Below are 21,856 nucleotides of genomic sequence, written 5' to 3' on the forward strand. Positions count from 1 at the left end.
CCGTTGTCTCAGTCTTTGTCGGGTGCTTCAAGCACCAGGTCCAGTTCTTGGGCGAGTTGTTTACGGGCCTGCTCGTTGTTAAGCAGGTGCTGCAGTTGCTTGCGGAAGGCGGGGACGTTGCCCAGCGGGCCTTTCAGGGCGACCAGCGCTTCACGCAGCTCCAGCAGCTTGTTCAGCTCAGGCACCTGGCGCGCGATCCGGTCCGGTCCGAAGTCGTTGATGGACCTGAACTGCAGGTGGACCGCCAGCTCGGCATCCGGGGCGGTGCTGAGCCTGGAGGGCACAGACACGTCCAGGCTCACGTCGGCGTCGTTCAACACGCTATTGAATGTGTGTTTATCAATGCGCACGACCTGGCGGTCCTCAAGCGCACGGCTGTCATCCAGGCCAAAGTCGCCCAGAACCAGCATCTTGTGGGGCAGCTCCACCTCAGCCTGCTCATTGCTCGTCGCGGGGACATACTTGATATTGACGCGTTCTTTAGGTGCGACGGATCCCGTGCTTTTAGACATCAGTACGTAACTCCCTGTTGAGTTGTAGGAGATTTAGAATCAAGTTGTGTTTAATGTTGTTGTGATCTTGTAGGAAGTTTCCTGCATATGTTTAATTGGTCGGGCTGGCTGCCCGTCTTCTATAAAAACCATGCATGGAAAAGTGTCCGGTGGTCGAGCGTGAAGATGTAAGTAAATATTTGTTTGTGTGCATTCGGAACTCTGTACTAGGCTTCCGCTGGATGTGTTCGAGTTGGCGGCATGCGCATATGTGCATTGGCATTTTTTTGTAGGAAATTTCGCGCCGTAATATAGGCCGTTTGTACTATTTCAGAGAGTAAGTTCAGGATGATTAACCGCTGTGCATATGGCGCTGGTCTCTCGTTGCTGTTTTGTCTGCAATCGGTGCTGGCGGGGCCCACGCGGGACTGCCCCCGGATTGTGTCCAACGTCGAGCGACTGGCCTGTTTCGATCAGGCCGCGGGCACGCCTGCGTACACACCAAAGCGACAGTGGTCAGCACCGGAGCAGCAGGCCCCCAGTGTGTTGCGCGTGATGGCAAATGAAGCTGCACGGGCACCGGATGACCTGACGTTTCGCATCGGCAGCCAGACGCAGGACAGCCCAGGCGCACCAGCGCTCGTGATTTCGGCACCCGCCATTGCATCGGGTGATGAACGTACCTACATGGCGATCAGTTGCATCCAGGCCATCTCCCGGCTACAGCTGATTGCCAGGCGCCCGATCGATGCAAGTTGGGTCAAGGTACGGCTGACCGGGGAGGGCTGGTCTACCCGTGAGACGTCCTGGCAGGTGATGGAGAACGGGCAGGTGCTCGATGCCGGGCGGGGCCTGCCAGCCATCGAGCAGATCAGGAAGCTGATCGGTGCCCAGCGTATCGAGGTTGTGAGTGAGCACGGCGAGGTCGACGGGCTGACCTTCGATGCTCAAGGCCTGGATCCGCTGATCAGCCAGGCGCGAAGCACATGCCGGTGGTAGCGCAGGTATCCGCGGCCGAAGTCGCTCGGCTGCTCGCACCGATTGATCCAGCGGTGCCTGCCGGGCTGTTCGATGTCGAGGACGAAACCTACCAGGCCATAGACCAGGAAATGGTCAAGCTGGGTGGGCTGCAGGACGCCTCGATCGACTGGGTCTACATCGAAGAAGCGTCCCGACAGTACCTGAGCCAGCAATGCAAGCATTTGCGAATTGTTGCGCACCTGAGTGCCGCATGGCTGCGTAGCGGCTGCTGGCAGCGTTGGGGATTCAGCTTGGCGCTGTTGGCCGGCATGATCGAGTGCTACTGGGAAACTGCTCATCCCAAGCCTGGGCCGAAAGGCTTTCTGGGCAAGCGCAAGTTGGTTGGCCTGGTGGTCAGCCGCTTGGTCGAGGCGCTACCGCGTCTTGACCGTTTCACCTTTAGTCCTACTCATGCAGCGGCGGCGCAGGCGGCGTTCAACCACCTGCAGCAACAGGGCACGGCACAGCTGGAGGCAGCTGTTCTCGACGAATTGGGGCGCCTGCTGCGAAAGCACATAGAGCTCGCCAACGGTGTCGGCGAGGGTGCGATACCCAAGCCACCGGCGGCGAGCGTGAAACCTGCGCCGCTGGCCGACGTCATCGCCACACCCGCGTCACACCTGTCGATGGGCAATGAGCGTGAGACACGGCGGGCTGTGCTCGCCATGGCCGAGCTCATCAACCAGCAGGACCCTTATGACGCTACTGGCTACCAGTTACGGCGTTTTGGGTTGTGGGCGCACATTCAGGCTGCTCCCCCGGCCAGGCAGGGCAACCGTACGGAATTGATGGCGGTTCCGCTGGATATCACGCGGGTCTATGAAGAGGCCATTGCCAGTACGGCATTTGACCCTGCACTGCTTCAGCGTATTGAAAAAAGCGTGACGGCTTGCCCCTACTGGATTCGTGGCAGCTTTCTGGCTGCGACCGTTGCCGCACGGCTGGCGATGGGCGAGGTGGCTGAAGCCATCCGTTGTGCGACTGCCCGGTTTGTACAGCGAATGCCGGCGCTGCAGCAGTTGTGCTTCAGTGACGGCACGGTGTTTGTCGACGACCAATGCCTGGCCTGGCTCAAAGGCATGCAAGGGCCCTCCGAGCAAAGTTCAACCTCCCACGAGTTTGGCGGCCTGCGCGAGGAGCTGGTCAGCCAGCTGGAAACCACTGGTGTAGAGCCGGTGCTCCTCAGGCTGCAAGGGCTGCAAGCGGGCTTTCGTGCTCCCCGTGAGCGCTGCCACGCCACCGTGATCGCTGCCGACCTGCTGGCCGCGCGGGGGGTGTCGTGGCTGGCCCAGAACCTGTGCGCCAGCGTTGCCCAAACGATGCAGCAAACCACCGCCAGCGCGTGGGAGCCAGAAGTGTTCCAGCGGCTTCAGCAGTACGCGACATCCCCAGCGCTGGCAGTTCAAGACAAGGAACAGGAGCCTCGATGAATCAAATATGGACGCAACTCAAACGTTGGGGCTTGCCGTGGGTAACGCGCATTGGCCTGGCGCTGCCGCTGCTGCTTGGGCTTGGCGCCTTGCTGATGCTGGTCGCTATTTGGTGGCTTGGCCCGCAATGGATGTGGCGTGAGCAACAGCCGCTGGCAAGTGTGGCTCATCGCAGCGTGGCAAGCCTGGTACTCGTGCTGGTGCCGCTTTTGTGCTGGCTTGTGGTGGTGCGCCGGCGCTTACGCCGCCTGCAAGCAGAACGCCGGCAGGCACGCGCCGTCGAACTGGATGGCACGCTACCGTTCATGCAGGCGCAAGAGAAGGCGTTGAGCCAAGGGCTTGAGCGATACCTCGACAATGCCGGTGGGCGACGCGCCCTGTACCGGCTGCCCTGGTACCTGGTGTTGGGCGATGAAAAATCGGGTAAAACCAGCTTCATCGACCGCACCGATCAGCGCTTTACCCTGACGCGAATCGACCAGGCCCAGGCACGGGGTCGACAGGCTGAAGCACTGGCCTACCCGGTCGGTTGGTGGGTCAGCGACGATGCCGTGATCATTGATCCGCCCGGTATCTTCATCAGTCAAAAGCCCCCGGCTGGTTCGGCCGCCAACGACCCCTCCGAGTCTGAACCCTTCGCGACGCTCGGTACCGAGGCCCGGTTGTGGGAGCACTTGTTGAGCTGGCTTGTGCGTAATCGAAGCCAGCGGGCGCTTAATGGTGTGTTGCTGGTCGTCGACTTGCCGGCGCTGTTGAATGGCAAGCCCGACCAACGCGTCGCGCTGGCCCATGGGTTGCGCACACGCCTGTACGAAGTCAGCACCCAGCTGGGGTCGCGCCTGCCACTGTACGTGGTACTGACCAAATTCGATCTGCTGGACGGCTTCGATCAGTTCTACGGCAAGCTTCCCGCCGCCAAGCGTGAAAGCCTGTTGGGATTCACGTTCAAGCTGGATGCAGTTGAGGCGTTCGATGCCTGGCTGGATGAGTATGACGAGCACTACGGACAGCTTCTCGCCACATTGAACGAGCAGGTGATCGATCGCCTGGACGTACTGGGCAAAACAGCGCCGCGCGGGCGCCTGTTCTCACTGCAAGCCCAACTGGTCGGGTTGCGACCCATACTGCTGGCATTTCTGCGCGAAGCCTTGGCAAGTGACCGTTTCACCACGCCACCGTTGGTACGTGGTGTGTATTGGTCGTCAGTGGTGCAGCACGGCGACATGAGCAATGCATTTGTCCGTGAAGCGGCACAGCCCTACAAGACGAAACTTCCCCTGCGTGAGGGCAAGGCACAGGGCAAGGCGTTGGTCTATTTCATCCAGCAAGCATTCAGGCGGGTTATCTATCAGGAGGCCGGCCTGGCGGGCGACAACGTCCGGGTAGCGCGCAGCAAGCGCCAATTGCTGTGGATTGGTTCTGGCGTAGGCCTCCTGGCGTTCAGTATCGCCATCGCCAGCTGGCAGCGCTACTTCGATATCAATAGCTCCAAGGCTGCCAGTGTGTTCGCCAAAAGCCAGGAGTACAGCCGTCACGAAGTCGATCTGCGGCTTGATCCGACCGGGCGCAACCTGCTGGAGCCACTGGACCAGATTCGCGATGCGGTGGCGGTGTTTGGCGACTATCGCGCGGCGTGGCTGGGTGTTGCCGATTTTGGTCTGTATCAAGGGCGCAACATTGGCCCCCTGGTTGATGAGGCGTACCTGAGCTTGTTGTCCAGGCGTTTCTTGCCGGCGTTGGCCAGTGGTGTGATCGATGCCATGAACGCAGCACCTTCTGGCAGCGAGCAGCAAATGGCCGCGCTCAGGGTTTACCGGATGATCGAGGACCGCGACAGCCGCCGGCCCGAATGGGTCGAGGACTGGATGGCCCGTCATTGGCAACGGGCATTTCCTGGGCAAGGGCAACTGCAGCGTGACCTCATGCAGCATTTGAAGTACGCCTTGGCCTATGCAGACACGGATTTGCCGCAGTACCGCCAGCGTGTCAGCGAAGTGCAGCAGGCATTGCGCAAATTGCCGTTGCCACAGCGGGTCTATGCAGGGCTGAAGCAACAGGCGCAAGAGCAGTTGCACAGCGGTCTGGACCTGCGCCACCAGGTAGGGCCTGCGTTCGATGTGGTGTACCAGCCGTCTTCCGGGGCCAGGCAAGGGGAGGAGGAGGTACTGCTGGCCGCCATGCTTACCGCCAAAGGCTTCAGGGAATACTTCGAGCCGCGCAGCCAGCGGTTCGCTGAAATGGCGATGGTCGATCAGTGGGCCTTGGGCGAGCGCAGCCAACTCGACTATTCGGACGTCGACCGCAATGCGTTGACCGAACGGCTGCATAACCTCTACAGCGCCGATTACATTGACAGCTGGCGACGCGCCTTGAATGCATTCACCGTCGCCGACTTCCGTGATCTGGACCATGGTGTCACGGTCCTGCAGCAGTTGACCGGCCCAGCAGCACCTTTGCAGCGGCTGCTGGATACGGTGAGGGATAACACCTCACTCGCTTCCCCGGCTGGTGTTGAAATAACGGGTGAACTGAATACGCTGCGCTCAGCAACGCGCAAACCCGAGCAACAGCAAGCCTTGGCCATCCAGCGGGCGTTTGCAGGCTTGGGCGCGATGCTGCAGGCCACAGGAGAAAAGCCGAGCTACTACGATGAAACCCTCGGCGCTGTTGCGGCCGTGCTGGACTACGCCAAGGCCGTACAGGACAGCCCGGACCGCGGCAAGGCCGCACTGCAAGCTGTGCATCAGCGCTTTGCGATGACCGGGCATGACCCGATAGGCACCCTTCAACGTATTGCTACAGGCTTGCCGGAGCCCATCAACCACCAGGTCAGAAAGCTCGCCGACCAGACCGCCCAGGTGCTGAACGTTGAAGCACTGCGCGAACTGGAGCGGCGTTGGGATGCTGAAGTTTACAGTTTCTTCCAGCAACGTCTGGCAGGCCGCTACCCCTTTATGGTGAAGGCACCCGATGCTTCACTCGATGACTTCGAGGCGTTCTTCGGGCCGAAAGGGAGGCTGCAGCAGTTTCATGATCAATACCTGGAGGTCTTCCTGAAGGAGAACCTTGAGGCCTTGCAATCCGCTCAGCACGGGCAATCCTTGATTCGCGCCGACGTGATCGAGCAACTCGAGCTGGCGGATCGCATCCGCGAAACCTTCTTTGACCAGCGCGGCAAGTTGAGTGTGCAGTTCAGCATCGAGCCGTTGGGGCTCAGCGCTAACCAGCGCACCAGTCTGCTGGACCTCGATGGTCAGCTGATTTCCTACACCCATGGGCCGAGCCAGATCACCGGGATCGTCTGGCCCAATACTTTGGGGCAGCAGGTGCGCAGCAACCTTACCTTGCTGAGGCAGAACGGTAACAGCAGCAGCCTGGAGTACCGCGGGCCGTGGTCGATGTTCCGCTTGCTCAGCCGCGGCTCACTCAATGGGCGGACGCCAACCAGCGTAGACCTGAGCTTCCGGACCGGTGATGGCGTGATGCGCTATCGACTGAATGCTGAAAAAGCCTTCAATCCCATCACCCAGCAACCGTTCAAAAGCTTCCGGTTGCCGCGAGGGTTGTTGCAACAGCCGCCCAAGGTGGCTCAGGTAGAGCAGGCGCATGGGCAGCCTTTATGAAAACCAGCCCTTGCGGTGTTCACTGTGAACGCAGGCCACTTAACGCTCTACCGGCCAGATACCCAAAGGTCATCCCCGGGCCAAGGGTAATACCACCACTCGGGTAATACCCGCCCATCACGCTGTGCATGTCATTACCCACCGCAAACAGCCCGGGTATCGGCTGCCCCGCGTGGTCCAGCACCTGGGCCGAGGCGTCGGTGCCCAGGCCGGCGAAGGTGCCAAGGCTGCCTGGCAGCAGTTTAACCGCATAAAACGGCCCCTCCAGCAACGGCCGAAGCGACGGGTTGGGTCCCTGCTGCGGTTCACCCTGGGCCCTGTTGTAGGCCGACGTGCCGCGCTGGAAGGTCGGGTCTTCACCCTGTGCCGCAAAGTGGTTGAAACCGTCCACAGTGCGCTGCAACTGCCCGGCATCGATCCCGCAGCGCTTCGCCAGCTGTGCCAGCGTAGCGCCGCTGTGCAGGTAGCCACAGCGTTGGTAAAAGCGGGTAGGGAAGGGAAACGGTTTGGCCCAGCCGATGCCGTAGCGGCGCTGCGCCGCGTGGTCGCAGATCAGCCAGGCTTCAGGCGGCTCGCCTTGCGGCGTGGCAGCGAACAGTGTGTTCATGAAGTCATGGTAGCAATCGGCTTCGTTGACGAAGCGTCGGCCATCGCGGCGCACGGCAATGAAGCCGGGTTTGGCGCGGTCGATCAGGTGCGGGAAATGGCCGAAGGTTCCATCTTTGCGTGGTACCCGCGAAACCGGTGCCCAAGCGCCGGCTTGGGCCAGCTCGGTGCTTACCAGGCCACCGGCCTGTTCGCCCAGGCGCAGGCCGTCGCCGCTGTTATCTTTGGGCGCGGCAGAGTAATGCCGGGTGCCATCCGGCGCATGCGCCATCAATTGAGCGATGCGCTGGCGGTCGTGCGGGAAGCCGCCACAGGCCAGCACCACACCCCGGCGTGCGTGAATCGCCTGGCCATCGGCAAACAGCGCGCCGCTGACCCGGCCTTCTCCCAACAGGCGGCTGGCCGGCTTGTCGGTCAGCAGCGTCACACCCAGGTCCAGGGCGCTGCGCAGCAGGCGTGCCACCAGTGCGTTGCCATTGACCAGTTGCTGGCCGCGTCGGTGTAGCAGCAGGTCGCGCCCGTGGCGCAGCAGGCGCTTACCTACATGCAACGCTGCCTTGAACGAGCGCGTGGCATTGAAAAAGGCGGCCATGTCGGTGCCGCCGGCAATGCCCATGCCGGCCAGGCTGACGATGTCCAGCGGTGGGCGCAGCCTGTGCAGCCAGGGCCCTAGCAGGCGGCCGTCGTAGGGCAGTGCGCACAGTGAACGGCCGCCGTGTGCGCTGCCGTCACCTTCGCGCATGTCGGGCATGCGGCTGCCGGACTGAAACTGCACAGCAGTGTGCTGCTGGAAAAACGCCACCATCTCGGGGCCGTAGCGCAGGAATGCCCGCTGACGTGGGTCCAGCTCGTGGGTGTGGGTTTGCGCACGCAGGTAGCGTTCTGGGGCATCGTCGGTTTCGACGATGCCTTCGGCAATGGCCAGCGGGTTGCGCGGTACCCATAGCCAGCCCCCCGACCAGGCGCTGGTGCCGCCCAGCTGGCTGGCTTTTTCCGCAACGATCACGCGCAGGCCGTGATGCGCAGCGGTAACGGCGGCTGCCAGGCCAGAAGCACCGGAGCCGATGACGAGTACGTCACATTCGAGGGGTTGCATGCAGGGGTTCCGCTCAGGGGTTGATAGAAGGTCGCTTACGGTTTACTTCAGCGGCGAAAAGCCGGTGGGCCGCATCAGTCGCGATTGCAGGCGTACTACCGCACCCAGTTCGCGGTTGCGCCGCGAGAATTCTGCCCAGCGCGGGTCTGCTGCCATCGCGGCGCGGCGCGCGATGCGCTCATCGAGGCTGGTATAGCCCCAGATGTGCACCACCTGGTTCACGTCGCCAAACTCGCTGGTAAAAAAGCCCACCAGGTTACCCAGGTGTTCGCTTTGCACTTCCAGCGCATGGCTTTGGTACAGGGCCAGCCAGTCGGCCATTTTCAGGGGGTCGAGGGTGTAGGTTCTCAATTCGTAGTACATGCAGAGGTCTCCGTTTGGGTGGCCGGCGCCTGCAGGCGCGCGGTGATGTGGTTGGCAGCGAGCCAGCCGAAGGTGAGCGCAGGGCCCAGGGTGATGCCGGGGCCGGGGTAAGTGCCTTTCATCAGTGAGTTCATGTCATTGCCGACCGCGTACAGCCCGGCAATCGGCTGGCCGCTGCGGTTCAGTACATTGGCATCGGCGTTGGTCACCAGCCCGCAGGCCGACCCAAGGTCGCCGGTGTGAATGCGAATGGCGTAGAACGGCCCGCTTGCCAGTGGCGCCAGGCACGGGTTAGGGGTGTGTTGCGGGTCGCCCATGTAGCGGTTGTAGCTGTTGCCGCCTTTGCCGAACGCGCGGTCGATGCCATTGCGGGCATCTGCGTTGAACTGCTCGAGGGTTTGCGCAAGCACCTGTGGGTCAACGCCGATGGCCTGGGCCAGGGCCTCTGGTGTTGCGGCCTGGTACAGGTAGCCGGCGTCGATCAGCGCCTGGTTGTTTACCGGTTTAGGCCGCGCCAGGCCCAGGCCGTAGCGGTTCATGGCCTCGGCATCGCAGACCAGCCAGCAGCTGGCAATGCCGTTGGCGAACATGGTCTGCACGAAGTGGTGGTAAGAGTCCGACTCGTTGACGAAGCGCCGCCCGGTCGGGTCTACCGCGATCACGCCAGGCTTGGCGCGGTCGGTGACCAGGTGCGGGAAGCGTTCACGCTCGCCACTGGCATGGCGCAGTTCGGAAACCGGCGCCCAGAAGAAGTTGGCCGCCAGGCCCTCGCCCTGGGCTGCCGACACAGCCTGGCCAAGGCGCAGGGCAGCGCCGTCGTTGGCAGCGGGCGACATGGTCAGGTGCGGTGTTGGCTGGGCGGGCCGGTAGCCAGCGGCGAGCGCGCCCGCCGCGAACCCACCCATGGCGCACACCACACCGCCACGCGCCAGTACCCGCACACGGCGCCCCTCGTGTTGTACCACCACGCCCGTGACCACGCCCTGTTCAACGATCAGCTCCAAGGCCTCGCTGCGCAACCACAGTTGGGTGCCATGGGCGAAGGCACTGGTGGCCAGGCGTGCGATCAGGGCGTTGCCGGTAGTCAGTCGGGTGCCACGTGGGTGCTGCAGGCGGTCCCGAGCGTAACGCGCCATCAGTTTCAGGCAGTGCCACAGCGACCTGGGTGAGCGGCGTATGCTGAGAAAATGCTGGATATCCACGCGGTTGACCATCATGCCGCCGAACAGCAACATCCCGGGCGGTGGCATCTGCAGGTCCTTGAAGCGCGGGCCGAGGTGCTTGCCGTCGTATTCGACCATTTCCAGCGCCCGACCAAACTGGGTGGCGCCGGGCGCATCGGGGTAATAATCCGGTGAGTGCGGGCGCAGGGCGTAGCGCAGCTCGGTGTGCTGTTCCAGCCAGCGCAGCGCCTGGTGGCCCTGCTCGATGAAGGCGTCTGCCAATGCAGGCTCGTAGCCATCGCCGATAACGTGCCTGAGGTAGGTGCGCATGGCCTCGGGGGAGTCCTTGGCGCCAGCGGCGCGGGCCTGGTCGGTGCCATACAGCCACACCGCCCCGCCGGAAATCGCCGACGTGCCGCCGAAGTGCTCGGCCTTTTCCACCACCAGCACCTTCAGCCCGCGCCGCGCTGCCGTGGCTGCAGCGGCAAAGCCTCCGGCGCCGCTGCCCAGCACAATAAGGTCAAAGCGCTGCTGTGTGTTTTCGATAGTGGCCATGGCCTCAGATCTCCAGTGGCGTCACGCCCATGAAGGCGCCGAGGTGGCCCAGTTGGGCGAAGGCCATTTCCGGGCCAGTCTGGATCGCACAGCCAACCTGCCGAGCCCGGTGCAACAGCGGGGTGATCTCGGGCGAGGTGACCACGTCGGCGACCAGGGTGTCGGGCTGCAGGGTTGCCAGCAGCGCGGCAGACAATGGCAGCTCTGCGCTTGTACCCATACCGACGGGGGAGGCATTGGCCACAAGGTCGAAGTCTTCAAGCCCGCTGACCTGCGTGCTGATGCCGAGCCCGGGGAAGGCCCTGCCAAGCAGTTCGCATAGCGCGCCCAAGCGTGCAGCACTGGGGTCATGGAGGGTGATGCTGGCAATACCGGCCTCACCCAGTGCATAGCTGATGGCACTGCCGACTCCGCCGCAACCAACCACCAAGGCCCGCTTGCCCGCCGGCTCGAAGCCATGCTTGCGCGCAGCCCCCAGGAAGCCGGCGCCGTCCACGTTGTCGCCCAGCAAGCGCCCGCCAGGCTCGCGGCGAATCACATTGACCGACCCCAGGGCGGCCGCGCGCGCGCTCAGGCCGTCCAGGCAGTTGGCCAGGGCTTGTTTGTAGGGCACAGTGACCACGCAACCACGCAGGTTCTGCCAGCCGCGCAGGCTGTCTGCAAAGCTGCCCAGCGCTGCTTCGTGCAGGTCGATGGGCAGCATGGCGATGTTGCAGTTGTTGTTGGCGAACCAGGTGTTGAAGTTCTCGGGGGACTTCACCTGGGCGATGGGCGAACCGACGATTGCGACGAGTTCAGTGGAACCACGAATCATGCTGACCTCCTTATTGTTTTGTTGTGGAGGCAAGCGTGCTGCACGGGCGGGGGCGTCAACAATGCGCTGATCGGGCTTTTAGTGCGATAATCGCAATCATGAGCCGGTTATCGCAGTGAACGGCAGTTTTGCGACCCGTTATGAGCCAAAACAATGAACACGTCCGTCATCCACTCCCGGGACCTGATCGCCGGGTTGCAGAAAGGCCTGGCCCTCATGCAATTGTTCAGCGCCGAGCAGCCACGCCTCAGCGTGCCGCTGGCGGCCAGGTTGTCTGGCCTTACCCCCAGCGCCACACGGCGGTTTTTGCTGACCTTGGTGCACGAGGGATTTGCCGAAACCGACAGCCGCGAATACTGGCTGACACCCAAGGCTTTGCGTATTGGCCAGGCGTATGTGGACTCGGCGCAACTGCCGCGCATGCTGCGGCCGATCATCGAGCAGGTGGCGCGCCAGACCCAGGAACATGTGTCGGTGGGTACCCGCGATGGGGACGAAATCATCCACCTGGTGCGCAGCCGTTATAGCCATGTGGCTTCGTTGTCGATCAGGCCCGGCTCGCGGGTGCCGATGTATTGCACGGCCGGGGGGCGGATCTGGCTGGCCTGGCTGGGTGAGGGGGAACGGGAGGCGTACTTTGCACGCAACCCCCTGCGGCCGTTGACGCCTTATACGCTGACAGACCGGGCGCAGCTGGACGCGGAGTTGCAGCGGGTGAAGGGGCAGGGTTTCTGTATCGTTGATCAGGAATTTGAAATCGGCATGCGGGTGCTGGGTGTACCGTTGCTGGACCGGGCCGGTCAGTTGAAAGCGACGCTGACCATCACAACCCACGCTTCGCGGTTGAGTGTTGATGAAATCCGTTTGCGCTATCTGCCACCGCTTTATGAGGCGCAGGCGCTGTTGCGGCCGGTGTTGGATTGAGGCGTTCATACCGCAGGTAGCCCGCTGCGATCCGAGCTGCGATAGCTGGCCTGGCGCACGCGCGACCACTGTGGGAGCGGGCATGCCCGCGAACACCGGCGCAGCCGGTGCCATCCTTCGCGTCGCCTGCTCCCACACTGTCCGCGTCAGCTTCAGCTGAGCCTATTCAACCACCTCGGCCACGCCCTGGTCTTCACCCAGGAACCCACCACTCTGGTGCTGCCACAGCCGGGCATAGGTGCCATTCTTCGCCAGCAGTTCGGCGTGTGTACCTTGCTCGATGATGCGCCCTTCATCCATCACGATCAGCCGGTCCATGGCGGCAATTGTCGACAGCCGGTGGGCGATGGCGATGACGGTCTTGCCTTGCATCATTTCGTCCAGGCTTTCCTGAATGGCCACTTCCACTTCCGAGTCCAGCGCACTGGTGGCTTCGTCCAGCAGCAGGATCGGCGCGTTCTTCAGCATTACCCGGGCAATGGCGATGCGCTGGCGCTGGCCGCCGGACAGCTTGATACCGCGCTCGCCCACCAAGGTGTCGTAACCGTTGTGGCCCTGGCGGTCGCTGAGCTGGCTGATAAAACCATCCGCTTGTGCATTGGCTGCAGCGGCGCGGATTTGGGCGTCGGTTGCGTCCGGGCGCCCATAGGCGATGTTATCCCGAATCGAGCGGTGCAACAGCGAGGTGTCCTGGGTGACCATGCCGATGGCGCTGCGCAGGCTGTCTTGCGTGACCTTGGCGACGTTCTGCCCATCGATGCGGATTTCGCCACTGTCCACGTCGTAGAAGCGCAGCAGCAGGTTGATCAAGGTGGACTTGCCGGCGCCAGAGCGGCCGACCAGCCCGACCTTTTCGCCTGGGTGAATGTGCAGGCTCAAGTCGTTGAGCACCTGGCGCTCGCCGTTGTAGTTGAAACTGACCTTGTCAAAGCTCACCGCGCCGCCGCGGGTTACCAGCTCGGTGGCACCTGGCGCATCCTGTACCTTGGGACCGCGGGTGAGGGTGGCCATGCCGTCCTGCACGGTGCCGATGTTCTCGAACAGCGAGGTCATCTGCCACATGATCCAGTGCGACATGCCATTGATACGCAGGGCCATGGCGGTAATGGCCGCGACTGCCCCAGTGCCGACCTGGCCCTGGTGCCACAGCCACAGCGCGTAGCCGCCGGCACCAAAGATCAAGCCCACCACCAGTGCCTGGTTGACGATCTCGAACTGGCTGACCAGGCGCATCTGGCGAAAGCCGGTCTGCTTGAAGTCCTCCATGGCCGCGCGGGCAAAGTGCGCTTCGCGTTTGGAGTGCGAGAACAGCTTTACCGTGGTGATGTTGGTGTAGGCGTCGGAAATTCGCCCGGTCATCGACGACCGTGCGTTGGCCTGTTCTTGCCCGACCTTGCCCAGGCGGGGCACGAAATACAGCATGGCCAGCCCGAACAGCACGAGCCAGGCAATGAACGGCAGCATCAGCTTCAAGGCAAAGCCACCGGCCAGGGCGATGATTGCAATGAAGTACACGCCGATGCCGGGCAGGATTTCGATGAGCGTGAACAAGACCTCGCGCACCGCCAGCGCCGTTTGCATCACCTTGGTGGTAACCCGGCCAGAGAACTCGTCGGAGAAGAACGACAGGCTCTGGCGCAGCATCAGGCGATGGAAGTCCCAGCGCAGACGCAACGGCAGATTGATTGCCAGCACCTGGTGCTGCACCAGGGTGCGCAGGGCCACCAGCCCGATGCTGGTCACCAGAACGATGCCAATCCCCCACAGTACGTGGCTTTCCTGTGTGCTTGCCGCGCCACCGGCCTGCCAGGCCGAGAGCAGGTCGACCACTTGGCCGAGAAAGGCAAACAGCCAGGCTTCGTAAATCGACACCCCGGCACTGAGCAGTGCCAGGGCAAGAATGTAGCCGCGGGCGCCCCGGGTGCAGGCCCACATGAAGCGCAGCAGGCCAACCGGCGGCGGCGGTACCTCGTCGGGGGGGAAGGGGTCTAGCCAGCGTTCAAAAATGCGAAGCATGCATGTCTCCGGTAAATCAGCATCTGCCTGACAGGTAACCATACCGCACATCGGCATGTTCGACCTGCGCTACAGCAGGTTGACAGCTTGTCCGCCGCCCGAGCATTATCCAGCCATACCTACGCAACGGGTTTGCCAGCATGTCCATGTCCAACCACGCCATTTCCGCTTCGGGCTTCATTGCTCAGGCAGGTGCGTGCGTTGCCGTTGCCAAGAAATCCAAGAAACAGCCGCTCATCTGACCGAGGCGCGCTGTCTCGTCAGGTGGGCTGACGAGACAGAAGGCGCCAGGTATCCCTGCCAGACCACTTCGACTCTTCACCCGCTGACGCTGACTTTCGGTCAACATCAGGAGTTTATGCATGTCGAATTTTCGTGGTATCTGGATCGCCCTTGTCACACCCCTGCGCGCCAATGAAGTTGACTTCGCCGCCCTTGAAAAGCTGGTGAAGAAGCTGCTCGAAGAAGGCGTGGCCGGTTTTGTGGTGTGCGGTACCACGGGGGAGGCGGCGGCACTGTCCAAGGCCGAGCAACTGGCTGTGCTGGACGCCGTGCTGGCCTGGGTGGCGCCAGACAAGGTGGTCATGGGCCTGTCGGGTTACAACTTGCGTGAATTGCTGGCCTTCCAGGCCGAGATCCAGCGGCGCAACATTGCTGGGCTTCTGGTACCGGCGCCTTGCTACATCCGCCCTTCGCAGGCCGGTATCGAAGCCTTCTTCAACACGGTAGCCGATGCCGCCCGCGTGCCGCTTATCGTGTACGACATCCCTTACCGCACCGGCGTGCGCATCGAGCGCGAAACCTTGCGCCGGATTGTGCGCCATCCGCGCATCGCGGCAGTCAAGGACTGCAGCGGCGACAGCGAAACCACGATGGCCTTGATCCAGGACGGCCATGCCCAGGTGCTGGCCGGTGAAGACCTGCAGATATTCAACAACCTGTGCCTGGGCGGTGCAGGGGCCATTTCGGCCTCGGCCCATGTGCATACGCACCTTTACGTGCGCATGCTGCGGCAGGTCGATAGCAGTGACTGGGCGGCTGCGCGTGGCACGTTCTACCAGCTGCTGCCCTGGATCAGGATGGCCTTTGCCGAGCCCAACCCGGCTGTGGTCAAGGCGGCATTGCAGTTACAGGGCTTGATGACCGACGAGCTGCGCGAACCGATGCAGCCTTGCACTCAACCAACCAGAGACAAATTGCTGGCGGTGCTGGCGCTACCCGGAGGCCTGTAGGAGTAGCCTTTTTGCTGCGAGGAGGCCTTGAAGCCGAACAAGGCCTTCAGGCCCGGCGCGCCACGCGTGCCGACGGCGAGGTAAAAGCCCCGGCGCGCGTCGTGGACTCCCCCGCTGCGTTCAACAGTAGGGTGGGTGCGGTGCTGGCGGCCCTGCCGGGTTAAAGTGTCTTTACTGCGACTGAAGCTGGCATCGTGACTGGAGGCGTTGCAATGACAAAGACCGTTGTGAAAGCCCGCTTCGAAGCAACGCTTCTTCGTCCGGTAAACCCTGGGGATGATTCGTCATGGGCATTCGTGGTACTGCCAAAAGAGGCGAGTGCACAGCTTCCCAGGCGCGGAAGGACGACAGTTGAAGGCACATTGAATGGATACCCTTTCCAGGCAACCCTTGAACCGGATGGTCAACTGAGCCATTGGCTGCAGATCAGCTCTACGTTACTCGACGCTGCAAATGCTGCCATTGGCGACATCGTTACACTGGAGGTGAGCCCTGTGCCGAAGGAGCCCGAACCTGGCATCCCTCCCGATTTTCAGGAGGCACTGGCAGCCACGCCTGAGGCTCGTCTGGTCTGGACCAATACGACGACCCTCGCACGAGTAGACTGGATACACTGGATCACGTCAGCCAAGCAGGCCCAGACGCGCGCAAAACGAATCGCCAATGCATGCGATATGCTTGCCTCCGGCAAGAAGCACGTTTGCTGTTTCGACCCGTCTGGTTACTACAGCAAGGCCTTCCGTGCGCCTGAGGCGCAAGATTGAGAAACGCCGCCGCGGGTGGGAATCCTGAAGCACAAGGGGTCAACCACCCATCCCAGATGCCTCACTAGCAGCAAGCATACTCATGGACCGAAAAGCAAACCCGTCATCCACCCCTGACTGGGTCATACGCAGCACTACGCCTGGCAGCGTGGAGCGCATCGAAGCCTGGTTTGGTGGCCATGGCTACGACCCGCATCGTCATGACACATACTCGATAGGCCGTACCCTTGCCGGGGTACAGAGCTTTCACTACAAGGGGGCGCTGTGCCACGGCGTGCCAGGCAATACCCTTGTCCTGCACCCGGATGAAGTACATGACGGCATGGCTGGCACGGAGGTGGGCTTTCGATACCGTATGGCCTACATCGACCCGTCGTTGATCCAGAACGTGCTCGGGGGCGAACCGTTGCCTTTCATCGCCGGCGGGCTCTCCTGCGACCCGCGTTTGTACCGCGCCAGCGAGGCGTTCGTACAAGCCTTGGACCATCCTCTGGAAACACTGGAGGAGCAGGACGCCGTGTATGACCTGGCCATGGCGCTGCGTGCCGTCGGTGGTAAGCCACGTGGCCGCAAACGCCTGGACTACCGCAGCGCCGAACGCGCCAGAGCGTTCATCATGGAGCATCTGCACGTAGGCATCACGCTGGAGATGCTCGAACAGGCCAGCGGGCGTGAGCAATGGAGCTTGTCGCGGGACTTTCGCGCCCTCTACGGCACCAGCCCTTACCGGTTTGTCACGCTACGGCGCCTGGACTGTTTTCGCAGGCTGATCCTGGACGGCTTCACCCTGGTCGATGCCGCCCTCGCCGCAGGCTTTCACGATCAGAGCCACATGACCCGGCACTTCACTCGCACCTACGGCGTACCACCATTGCGTTGGCTGGAACGCTTGCGTGCTGTTCGCTGAGTTGCAGGATCGTACAAGAAAGGCGTGTTTCCCATTCGATAGGCTGGTCGCTCCAACTAGAGAGGATCGGCCATGTCCGGCATACATCAGCAATGCGTACCGCAGCCTGTGAACCTGACTCAAAAAGCTTCGCTTATCGAGCAACAGTGGAGTCCACGGGTGGTCGCGGAAATGAACGACTACCAATTCAAGGTGGTTCGCATCGAAGGTGAATTCATTTGGCACTCGCACCCCGAGACCGATGAAGCGTTTCTGGTACTCGAAGGCCTCTTGCGCATCGATCTCCCAGAGGGCTGCGTGCATGTGAAGCCGGGCGAGTTGTATGTGGTGCCGCGTGGGGTAGAGCACAGAACAGCGGCAGAGACGGAGACGAAACTCATGATGATCGAGCCGCGAGGCGTGCTGAATACCGGTCATGAAGGCGGGGAGCGAACGGCTGTGAATGACGTCTGGATCTGAGTTGACGTCTCTGATATTGGCTGGCTTCTTCAAGACTTGGAACAGACAACTATCCGAGGTGGAGGGGCCGTTTCGCGAGTCACTGGCGACAAGTTCAGCTTCCGTCAGTGTTGCGTAGCCCTGGAGGTTTTGGTGCAATTCTTGTCGGAGCCGGCTTTCAGGCGATGAGGCCGGTATTTGACCAGATGAGGTCGACAATCGTCATCCGCCAGCGGTTGACAAGGATATGGCGAGGCTCCTGCATAAGTGATAACTTAGATTAATTCTCATTTGCAGCCAATTGTCATGGACCGACCTCGATCACCTTCTTCCGATCCCATTGGCGAGCTGTATGCGGGGCACCACCCCTGGTTGGTGGCGTGGCTGCGGCGGCGCCTGCAATGTCCGCATCAGGCTTCGGACTTCGCCCAGGACACGTTCTACCGTGTACTCACCGCCGGGCAGTATGCTTCCCCTCGTGAGCCTCGTGCATTTCTTGCGACCATTGCGCGCCGTATCCTGATCGACAACGGCCGCCGCTTGCGCCTGGAGCAGGCATACAGGGAGGCGCTTGAGGCCAGTGTCGAGCATATGGAGCAGGCGTTCTCGCCCGAGCAAATCCTGCAGGCCATAGAGCTGCTGGAACGTATCGACCGAGCGCTGTCACGCATGAAGCACAGAGTTCGTGAAACCTTTATCCTCCGTCACCTTGAAGGCTTGTCCCAGGATGACATCGCACGCCATCACGACATTTCGGTGAGGACTGTACAGGCCGATTTAGTCGAGGCCATGCTGGCTTGCGACGCTGCCATGGAGGTGAGCGATGCCTGACCAGACTGCCGATTCGGTCCTGCGCGAGGCTGCGCGCTGGCTGGTGCTACTCGACGATGAGGCCGACGTTCAGTTACAGGCGCAATTCCAGGCATGGATCAGCGCGGCCCCTGAACATGCGGCAGCGGTCGCGCGCTTGCAAGGGCGTCTGAGTTCGTTGCAGCAACTACCCCGCCAGGCTGCCGGAAAAGCCCTCCGCCACGCACCACGCGCGCCCCAGGCCAGCAAGATGCAGGCCCTGGCCTTGGCGCTGGCCCTGCTTCCCATGGCCTGGATCACCACGACTTGCTGGCAACAGGGATATCTGCTGGCAGACCTGAGCACCTCAGGGGGCGCTTGGCTTGATCGCCGACTAGACGATGACAGCGAAATCCATCTGGACGGGGACTCGGCCGTGAACGTGCATTTTGATGCAGGTGAACGTCGGGTCGAGCTGCTGCGTGGCGAAGTGTTGGTCGATGTGGCCAAGGACCCTCGCCCATTCCTGGTAGTGACTGCACATGGCAGTGTGCGGGCGCTTGGCACGCGCTTCACGGTGGCGCGGCAAGGCGACTCGACGCAAGTGACCATGATCGAGTCGACCACCGCCATCAGCAGTGCCGGCCACTCACTGAAGCTGACGGCCAACCAGCGCGTACGTCTTGGCGCACAAGGCCCAGGCAACGTCGAACAGGTACGGGCAGATGCCCTTGAACAGGCTTGGCACAAGCACCAGTTGCTGGCCGAAGATGAGCCACTGAGCGATGTGCTGACGCGCTTGTCGCGCCACTACCCAGGCCTGCTGTGGGCCGATCATGCTGCCCTCGCAGGGCTACAGGTGACGGTGATGCTGCCGCTGGATGATCCGCGCCAGGCATTGCGGCTGCTGCAACGCACCTTGCCGATCCAGGTCAGCCAGTACACCCCTTGGATAACCCGGGTAACCCTGAAGCCCGAGGTGGGGCGGAAATAGTTTCAATAATCATTTCGTGTTTTCGAATTTCGTCCGTCCTCCCATGGCCAACACCATAGGAGTATCGAAAACATGAAGTCGCCGATTCGAGCGCTTACCCGTTCTACCGCGCACGGCCTCTACCTGGCCGTGCGCCTGGCACTTTGTACGGCACCACTGGCAGTGCCTGCCAGCGCATTGGCCGAGCAATCCCTGCAGCGCTATGACATCGCTGCCGGGCCGTTGGGCGAAGCCCTGGGTCGGTTCGCCCAGGCCAGCGCAACGCCCATCTCTTTTGAGTCCCGCCAGGTGCAAGGATTGACCAGCCCCGGTGTGCACGGGAGCTTCACCATCGATGGCGGTTTTGCACAGGTACTGTCCGGGTCTGGACTGGTAGCGAGCCCAACCGAAGATGGCTATCAACTCCAGCAGGCCGTACCGGTCACAGGCGCAGTCCACCTTGCAGCGACCACCATTGCCGGCAATACACCCGGCTCGATTACCGAGGATAGCGGCTCCTACACCACAGGATCGACCAATACGGCGACCAAGATGGCCCTGAGCCTGCGGGAAACCCCGCAATCGGTGACGGTGATCACCCGCAAGAAGATGGACGACCAGAACATCCAGAACCTGGACGATATCGCGCGCACGGCAACCGGTATCACCCTGACCAAGATTGGCACTGACCGCTCCACCTATTACGCGCGTGGCTTCGAGATCAGCGATCTGCAATACGACGGGATTCCGACCAACATCTCGGAAAACTACTCGATGGACGTCATGTCCACGTCGAACATGGCTCTCTACGACCGTGTCGAAGTTGTACGCGGGGCCAACGGCCTGATGCAGGGCACGGGCAACCCGTCGGCGGCGATCAACCTCGTGCGCAAGCGGCCGACCCAGGACTTTCGCCTGGGCGCGGAATTGGGTGCAGGCTCCTGGGACAACTACCGGAGTCAGGTGGATGTTTCCGGGCCATTGACCGCCACGGGTAATATTCGCGGCCGCGCAGTGGCCTACTACAACAACGCCAACAGCTACCGGGACGGCGCCGAGCGGGACAACCAGTTGCTGTATCTGGTCGGCGAGGCGGATCTGAACGACTCCACCGTGCTGACGCTAGGTGCCACCCTTCAGAAGGACAACCAGAACGGCTATGACTGGGGCGGCCTGAATACCCGCAGTGACGGCTCCTTCTACCCGCTCTCGCGCTCCACCAACCTCAACGGCAAGTGGGCGCACCTGGATCGCAACAACTACACCCTGTTCGGCGATGTCACGCACAAGTTTGACAACGAATGGACGTTGACCTTGGCCATGAACGCGATCTGGTCGAACGCCGATTTCCTTTCGGCCTATCCGAGCCGGGTATCGGGCGACAACTATCGCATGACCGTCTCCCAGGCTGACTACGACGACACCCAGTTCGCGCTGGACCTCTATGCAACCGGGCCCTTTGAGCTGTTCGGGCGCAAGCACCAATTGATGTTGGGGGCCAACAGTCGCCAGGACGAGTTCACTGCCGTCATCAAGAGCGCGGTCAACAACCCCACGATCACCATCACCGACTTCGACTACAGCGCTCTGCCCAGCCCCATCCTCAATGCGCTCGGCTCGGACTACAACTACAAGCGCAAGGAGCGAGGCCTGTACGGTGCCTCGCGCTTCAGCCTCACGGATGACCTGAGCCTGATCCTCGGCACGCGGGTGAGTTGGTCGGACTACGAGGTGGCCAGCCCGTACACCAATGATCGATACCGGGAGAATGGCCGGTTGGTGCCGTATGCCGGGCTGGTACTGGACCTGGATAAGCACCACAGCTGGTATGCCAGCTACACCGAGATCTACAAGACTCAGAGTTACTACGGTGTCGGTAACACCTTGCTTGACCCTATCGAGGGCGACAACTACGAAACCGGCATCAAGGGTGAGTATTTCGATGGCCGCCTGAACACCACGCTGGCCATTTTCCAGACCAACCTAGAGAACATGCCCGAAGCCCTGTCGGTGTCGCCAACCTGTGGCGTGACGGGTACCAGCAAATGTTATGAAGCCGGCGCGAAAGTGCGTAACCGCGGCTTTGAACTGGAGATTTCAGGCGAACCACTGGAGAACTGGAACCTTAGCGCTGGATACACCTACAGCGATCCAGAATATGTGGCTGGCAGTAACAAGGGCTCGGACTACTATCGCAAGATCCCGCGCCGCCTGCTAAAGGTGTCGACGGACTACCGCTTGCCCGGTGCCCTCGACCAGTGGCGCGTGGGTGGCGACGTGTATGCCCAGAGCCGCACCGCCGCCGATGTCAACGGGTATGCCATCAAACAAGGTGGCTACGCCTTGCTCAACGTGCACGCCCATTATCAAATCAATCAACAGTTCAGCGTGCAGTACAACCTCAACAACGCCTTGGGCAAGGTCTATTACCAGTCCTTGCCAACTTCAAACAACTTCGGTGGCCTGTACTATGGTGATCCGCGCAATGTCGCAGTCACGCTACGCTACCAATATTGATGCCGTGGGTATTGGATGATCCGCATGCGCTACATGCGTGAAGCCTGTCGGATCATCATGCGGGCTCCCGAAGCAGTTGCCAACCCGTTCCGCAGGGTCATTTGAGAGATGACACGAGCTGAGTGGCCTGGCAGG

17 protein-coding genes are annotated in these 21,856 nt (G+C 61.8%); 11 read left to right on the forward strand and 6 right to left on the reverse strand.

The features are described from left to right. Positions 1-8: 8 nt before the first annotated feature. The gene (gene tssB, locus AC07XM_RS02390; RefSeq protein WP_102689613.1) at positions 9-512 is read right to left on the reverse strand and encodes a type VI secretion system contractile sheath small subunit; all 504 of its coding nucleotides are present in this window, start codon (positions 510-512) and stop codon (positions 9-11) included. A 327-nt stretch (positions 513-839) separates the two neighbouring features. On the opposite strand from tssB, the gene vasI reads away from it, so the two are divergent. From vasI to tssM, 3 genes are read left to right on the forward strand one after another with little or no spacing between them, the layout of a single operon-like run. Then, positions 840-1,490, forward strand: a complete 651-nt coding sequence (vasI, locus tag AC07XM_RS02395; RefSeq protein WP_172455913.1) for a type VI secretion system-associated protein VasI — start codon at positions 840-842, stop codon at positions 1,488-1,490. Then, the gene (gene tssA / locus AC07XM_RS02400) at positions 1,478-2,941 is read left to right on the forward strand and encodes a type VI secretion system protein TssA (protein ID WP_070086878.1); all 1,464 of its coding nucleotides are present in this window, start codon (positions 1,478-1,480) and stop codon (positions 2,939-2,941) included. Before vasI ends, tssA begins: the two co-directional genes overlap by 13 nt. Further along, on the forward strand, positions 2,938-6,564 hold the full coding sequence (gene tssM / locus AC07XM_RS02405) for a type VI secretion system membrane subunit TssM (protein ID WP_102689614.1): 3,627 nt from the start codon (positions 2,938-2,940) through the stop codon (positions 6,562-6,564). Before tssA ends, tssM begins: the two co-directional genes overlap by 4 nt. A 19-nt stretch (positions 6,565-6,583) precedes the next feature. Here tssM and AC07XM_RS02410 read toward each other — a convergent pair whose 3' ends face one another. The 4 genes from AC07XM_RS02410 to AC07XM_RS02425 are packed head-to-tail and all read right to left on the reverse strand — an operon-like array spanning position 6,584 to position 11,161. Continuing rightward, positions 6,584-8,266, reverse strand: coding sequence for an FAD-dependent oxidoreductase (locus AC07XM_RS02410; RefSeq protein ID WP_102689615.1), 1,683 nt, complete (start codon positions 8,264-8,266; stop codon positions 6,584-6,586). A gap of 42 nt (positions 8,267-8,308) precedes the next feature. Next, complete coding sequence (locus AC07XM_RS02415) at positions 8,309-8,629, reverse strand: NIPSNAP family protein (RefSeq protein WP_016486126.1); 321 nt, start codon at positions 8,627-8,629, stop codon at positions 8,309-8,311. Then, positions 8,614-10,347 carry an FAD-dependent oxidoreductase gene (locus AC07XM_RS02420; protein ID WP_016486127.1) on the reverse strand — a complete coding sequence of 578 codons (1,734 nt, stop codon included), beginning with the start codon at positions 10,345-10,347 and terminating at the stop codon, positions 8,614-8,616. The genes AC07XM_RS02415 and AC07XM_RS02420 overlap by 16 nt, the downstream gene beginning before the upstream one ends. A 4-nt stretch (positions 10,348-10,351) precedes the next feature. After that, positions 10,352-11,161 (reverse strand): shikimate dehydrogenase family protein, encoded by an 810-nt coding sequence (locus AC07XM_RS02425; protein WP_096425936.1) that lies wholly within the window; start codon positions 11,159-11,161, stop codon positions 10,352-10,354. A 153-nt stretch (positions 11,162-11,314) separates the two neighbouring features. On the opposite strand from AC07XM_RS02425, the gene AC07XM_RS02430 reads away from it, so the two are divergent. After that, positions 11,315-12,085 (forward strand): IclR family transcriptional regulator domain-containing protein, encoded by a 771-nt coding sequence (locus tag AC07XM_RS02430; RefSeq protein ID WP_102689616.1) that lies wholly within the window; start codon positions 11,315-11,317, stop codon positions 12,083-12,085. Positions 12,086-12,247: 162 nt separating this feature from the next. Here AC07XM_RS02430 and AC07XM_RS02435 read toward each other — a convergent pair whose 3' ends face one another. Next, positions 12,248-14,101 carry an ABC transporter ATP-binding protein gene (locus AC07XM_RS02435; protein WP_016486130.1) on the reverse strand — a complete coding sequence of 618 codons (1,854 nt, stop codon included), beginning with the start codon at positions 14,099-14,101 and terminating at the stop codon, positions 12,248-12,250. A 362-nt stretch (positions 14,102-14,463) separates the two neighbouring features. Here AC07XM_RS02435 and dapA point away from each other — a divergent pair, with 362 nt between their 5' ends. The 7 genes from dapA to AC07XM_RS02470 all read left to right on the forward strand — a co-directional run bounded on the left by dapA (position 14,464) and on the right by AC07XM_RS02470 (position 21,721). Then, on the forward strand, positions 14,464-15,333 hold the full coding sequence (dapA, locus tag AC07XM_RS02440) for a 4-hydroxy-tetrahydrodipicolinate synthase (protein WP_023049339.1): 870 nt from the start codon (positions 14,464-14,466) through the stop codon (positions 15,331-15,333). 212 nt (positions 15,334-15,545) lie between these two features. Next, a complete protein-coding gene (locus AC07XM_RS02445; RefSeq protein WP_102689617.1) occupies positions 15,546-16,097 on the forward strand; it encodes a YdeI/OmpD-associated family protein in 552 nt (183 codons plus the stop codon). Positions 16,098-16,179: 82 nt separating this feature from the next. Then, on the forward strand, positions 16,180-17,004 hold the full coding sequence (locus AC07XM_RS02450; RefSeq protein ID WP_023049340.1) for an AraC family transcriptional regulator: 825 nt from the start codon (positions 16,180-16,182) through the stop codon (positions 17,002-17,004). Positions 17,005-17,076: 72 nt separating this feature from the next. Continuing rightward, the gene (locus AC07XM_RS02455; RefSeq protein ID WP_016486135.1) at positions 17,077-17,463 is read left to right on the forward strand and encodes a cupin domain-containing protein; all 387 of its coding nucleotides are present in this window, start codon (positions 17,077-17,079) and stop codon (positions 17,461-17,463) included. 285 nt (positions 17,464-17,748) lie between these two features. Then, entirely contained in the window at positions 17,749-18,273 is a 525-nt protein-coding gene (locus AC07XM_RS02460; RefSeq protein WP_016486136.1) for a sigma-70 family RNA polymerase sigma factor, read from the forward strand. Continuing rightward, complete coding sequence (locus AC07XM_RS02465) at positions 18,266-19,225, forward strand: FecR family protein (protein WP_016486137.1); 960 nt, start codon at positions 18,266-18,268, stop codon at positions 19,223-19,225. The genes AC07XM_RS02460 and AC07XM_RS02465 overlap by 8 nt, the downstream gene beginning before the upstream one ends. Positions 19,226-19,297: 72 nt before the next feature. Continuing rightward, entirely contained in the window at positions 19,298-21,721 is a 2,424-nt protein-coding gene (locus tag AC07XM_RS02470; RefSeq protein ID WP_102689618.1) for a TonB-dependent siderophore receptor, read from the forward strand. Positions 21,722-21,856 lie beyond the last annotated feature (135 nt).

It is taken from the genome of Pseudomonas sp. GW460-LB5 (genome assembly GCF_059423245.1).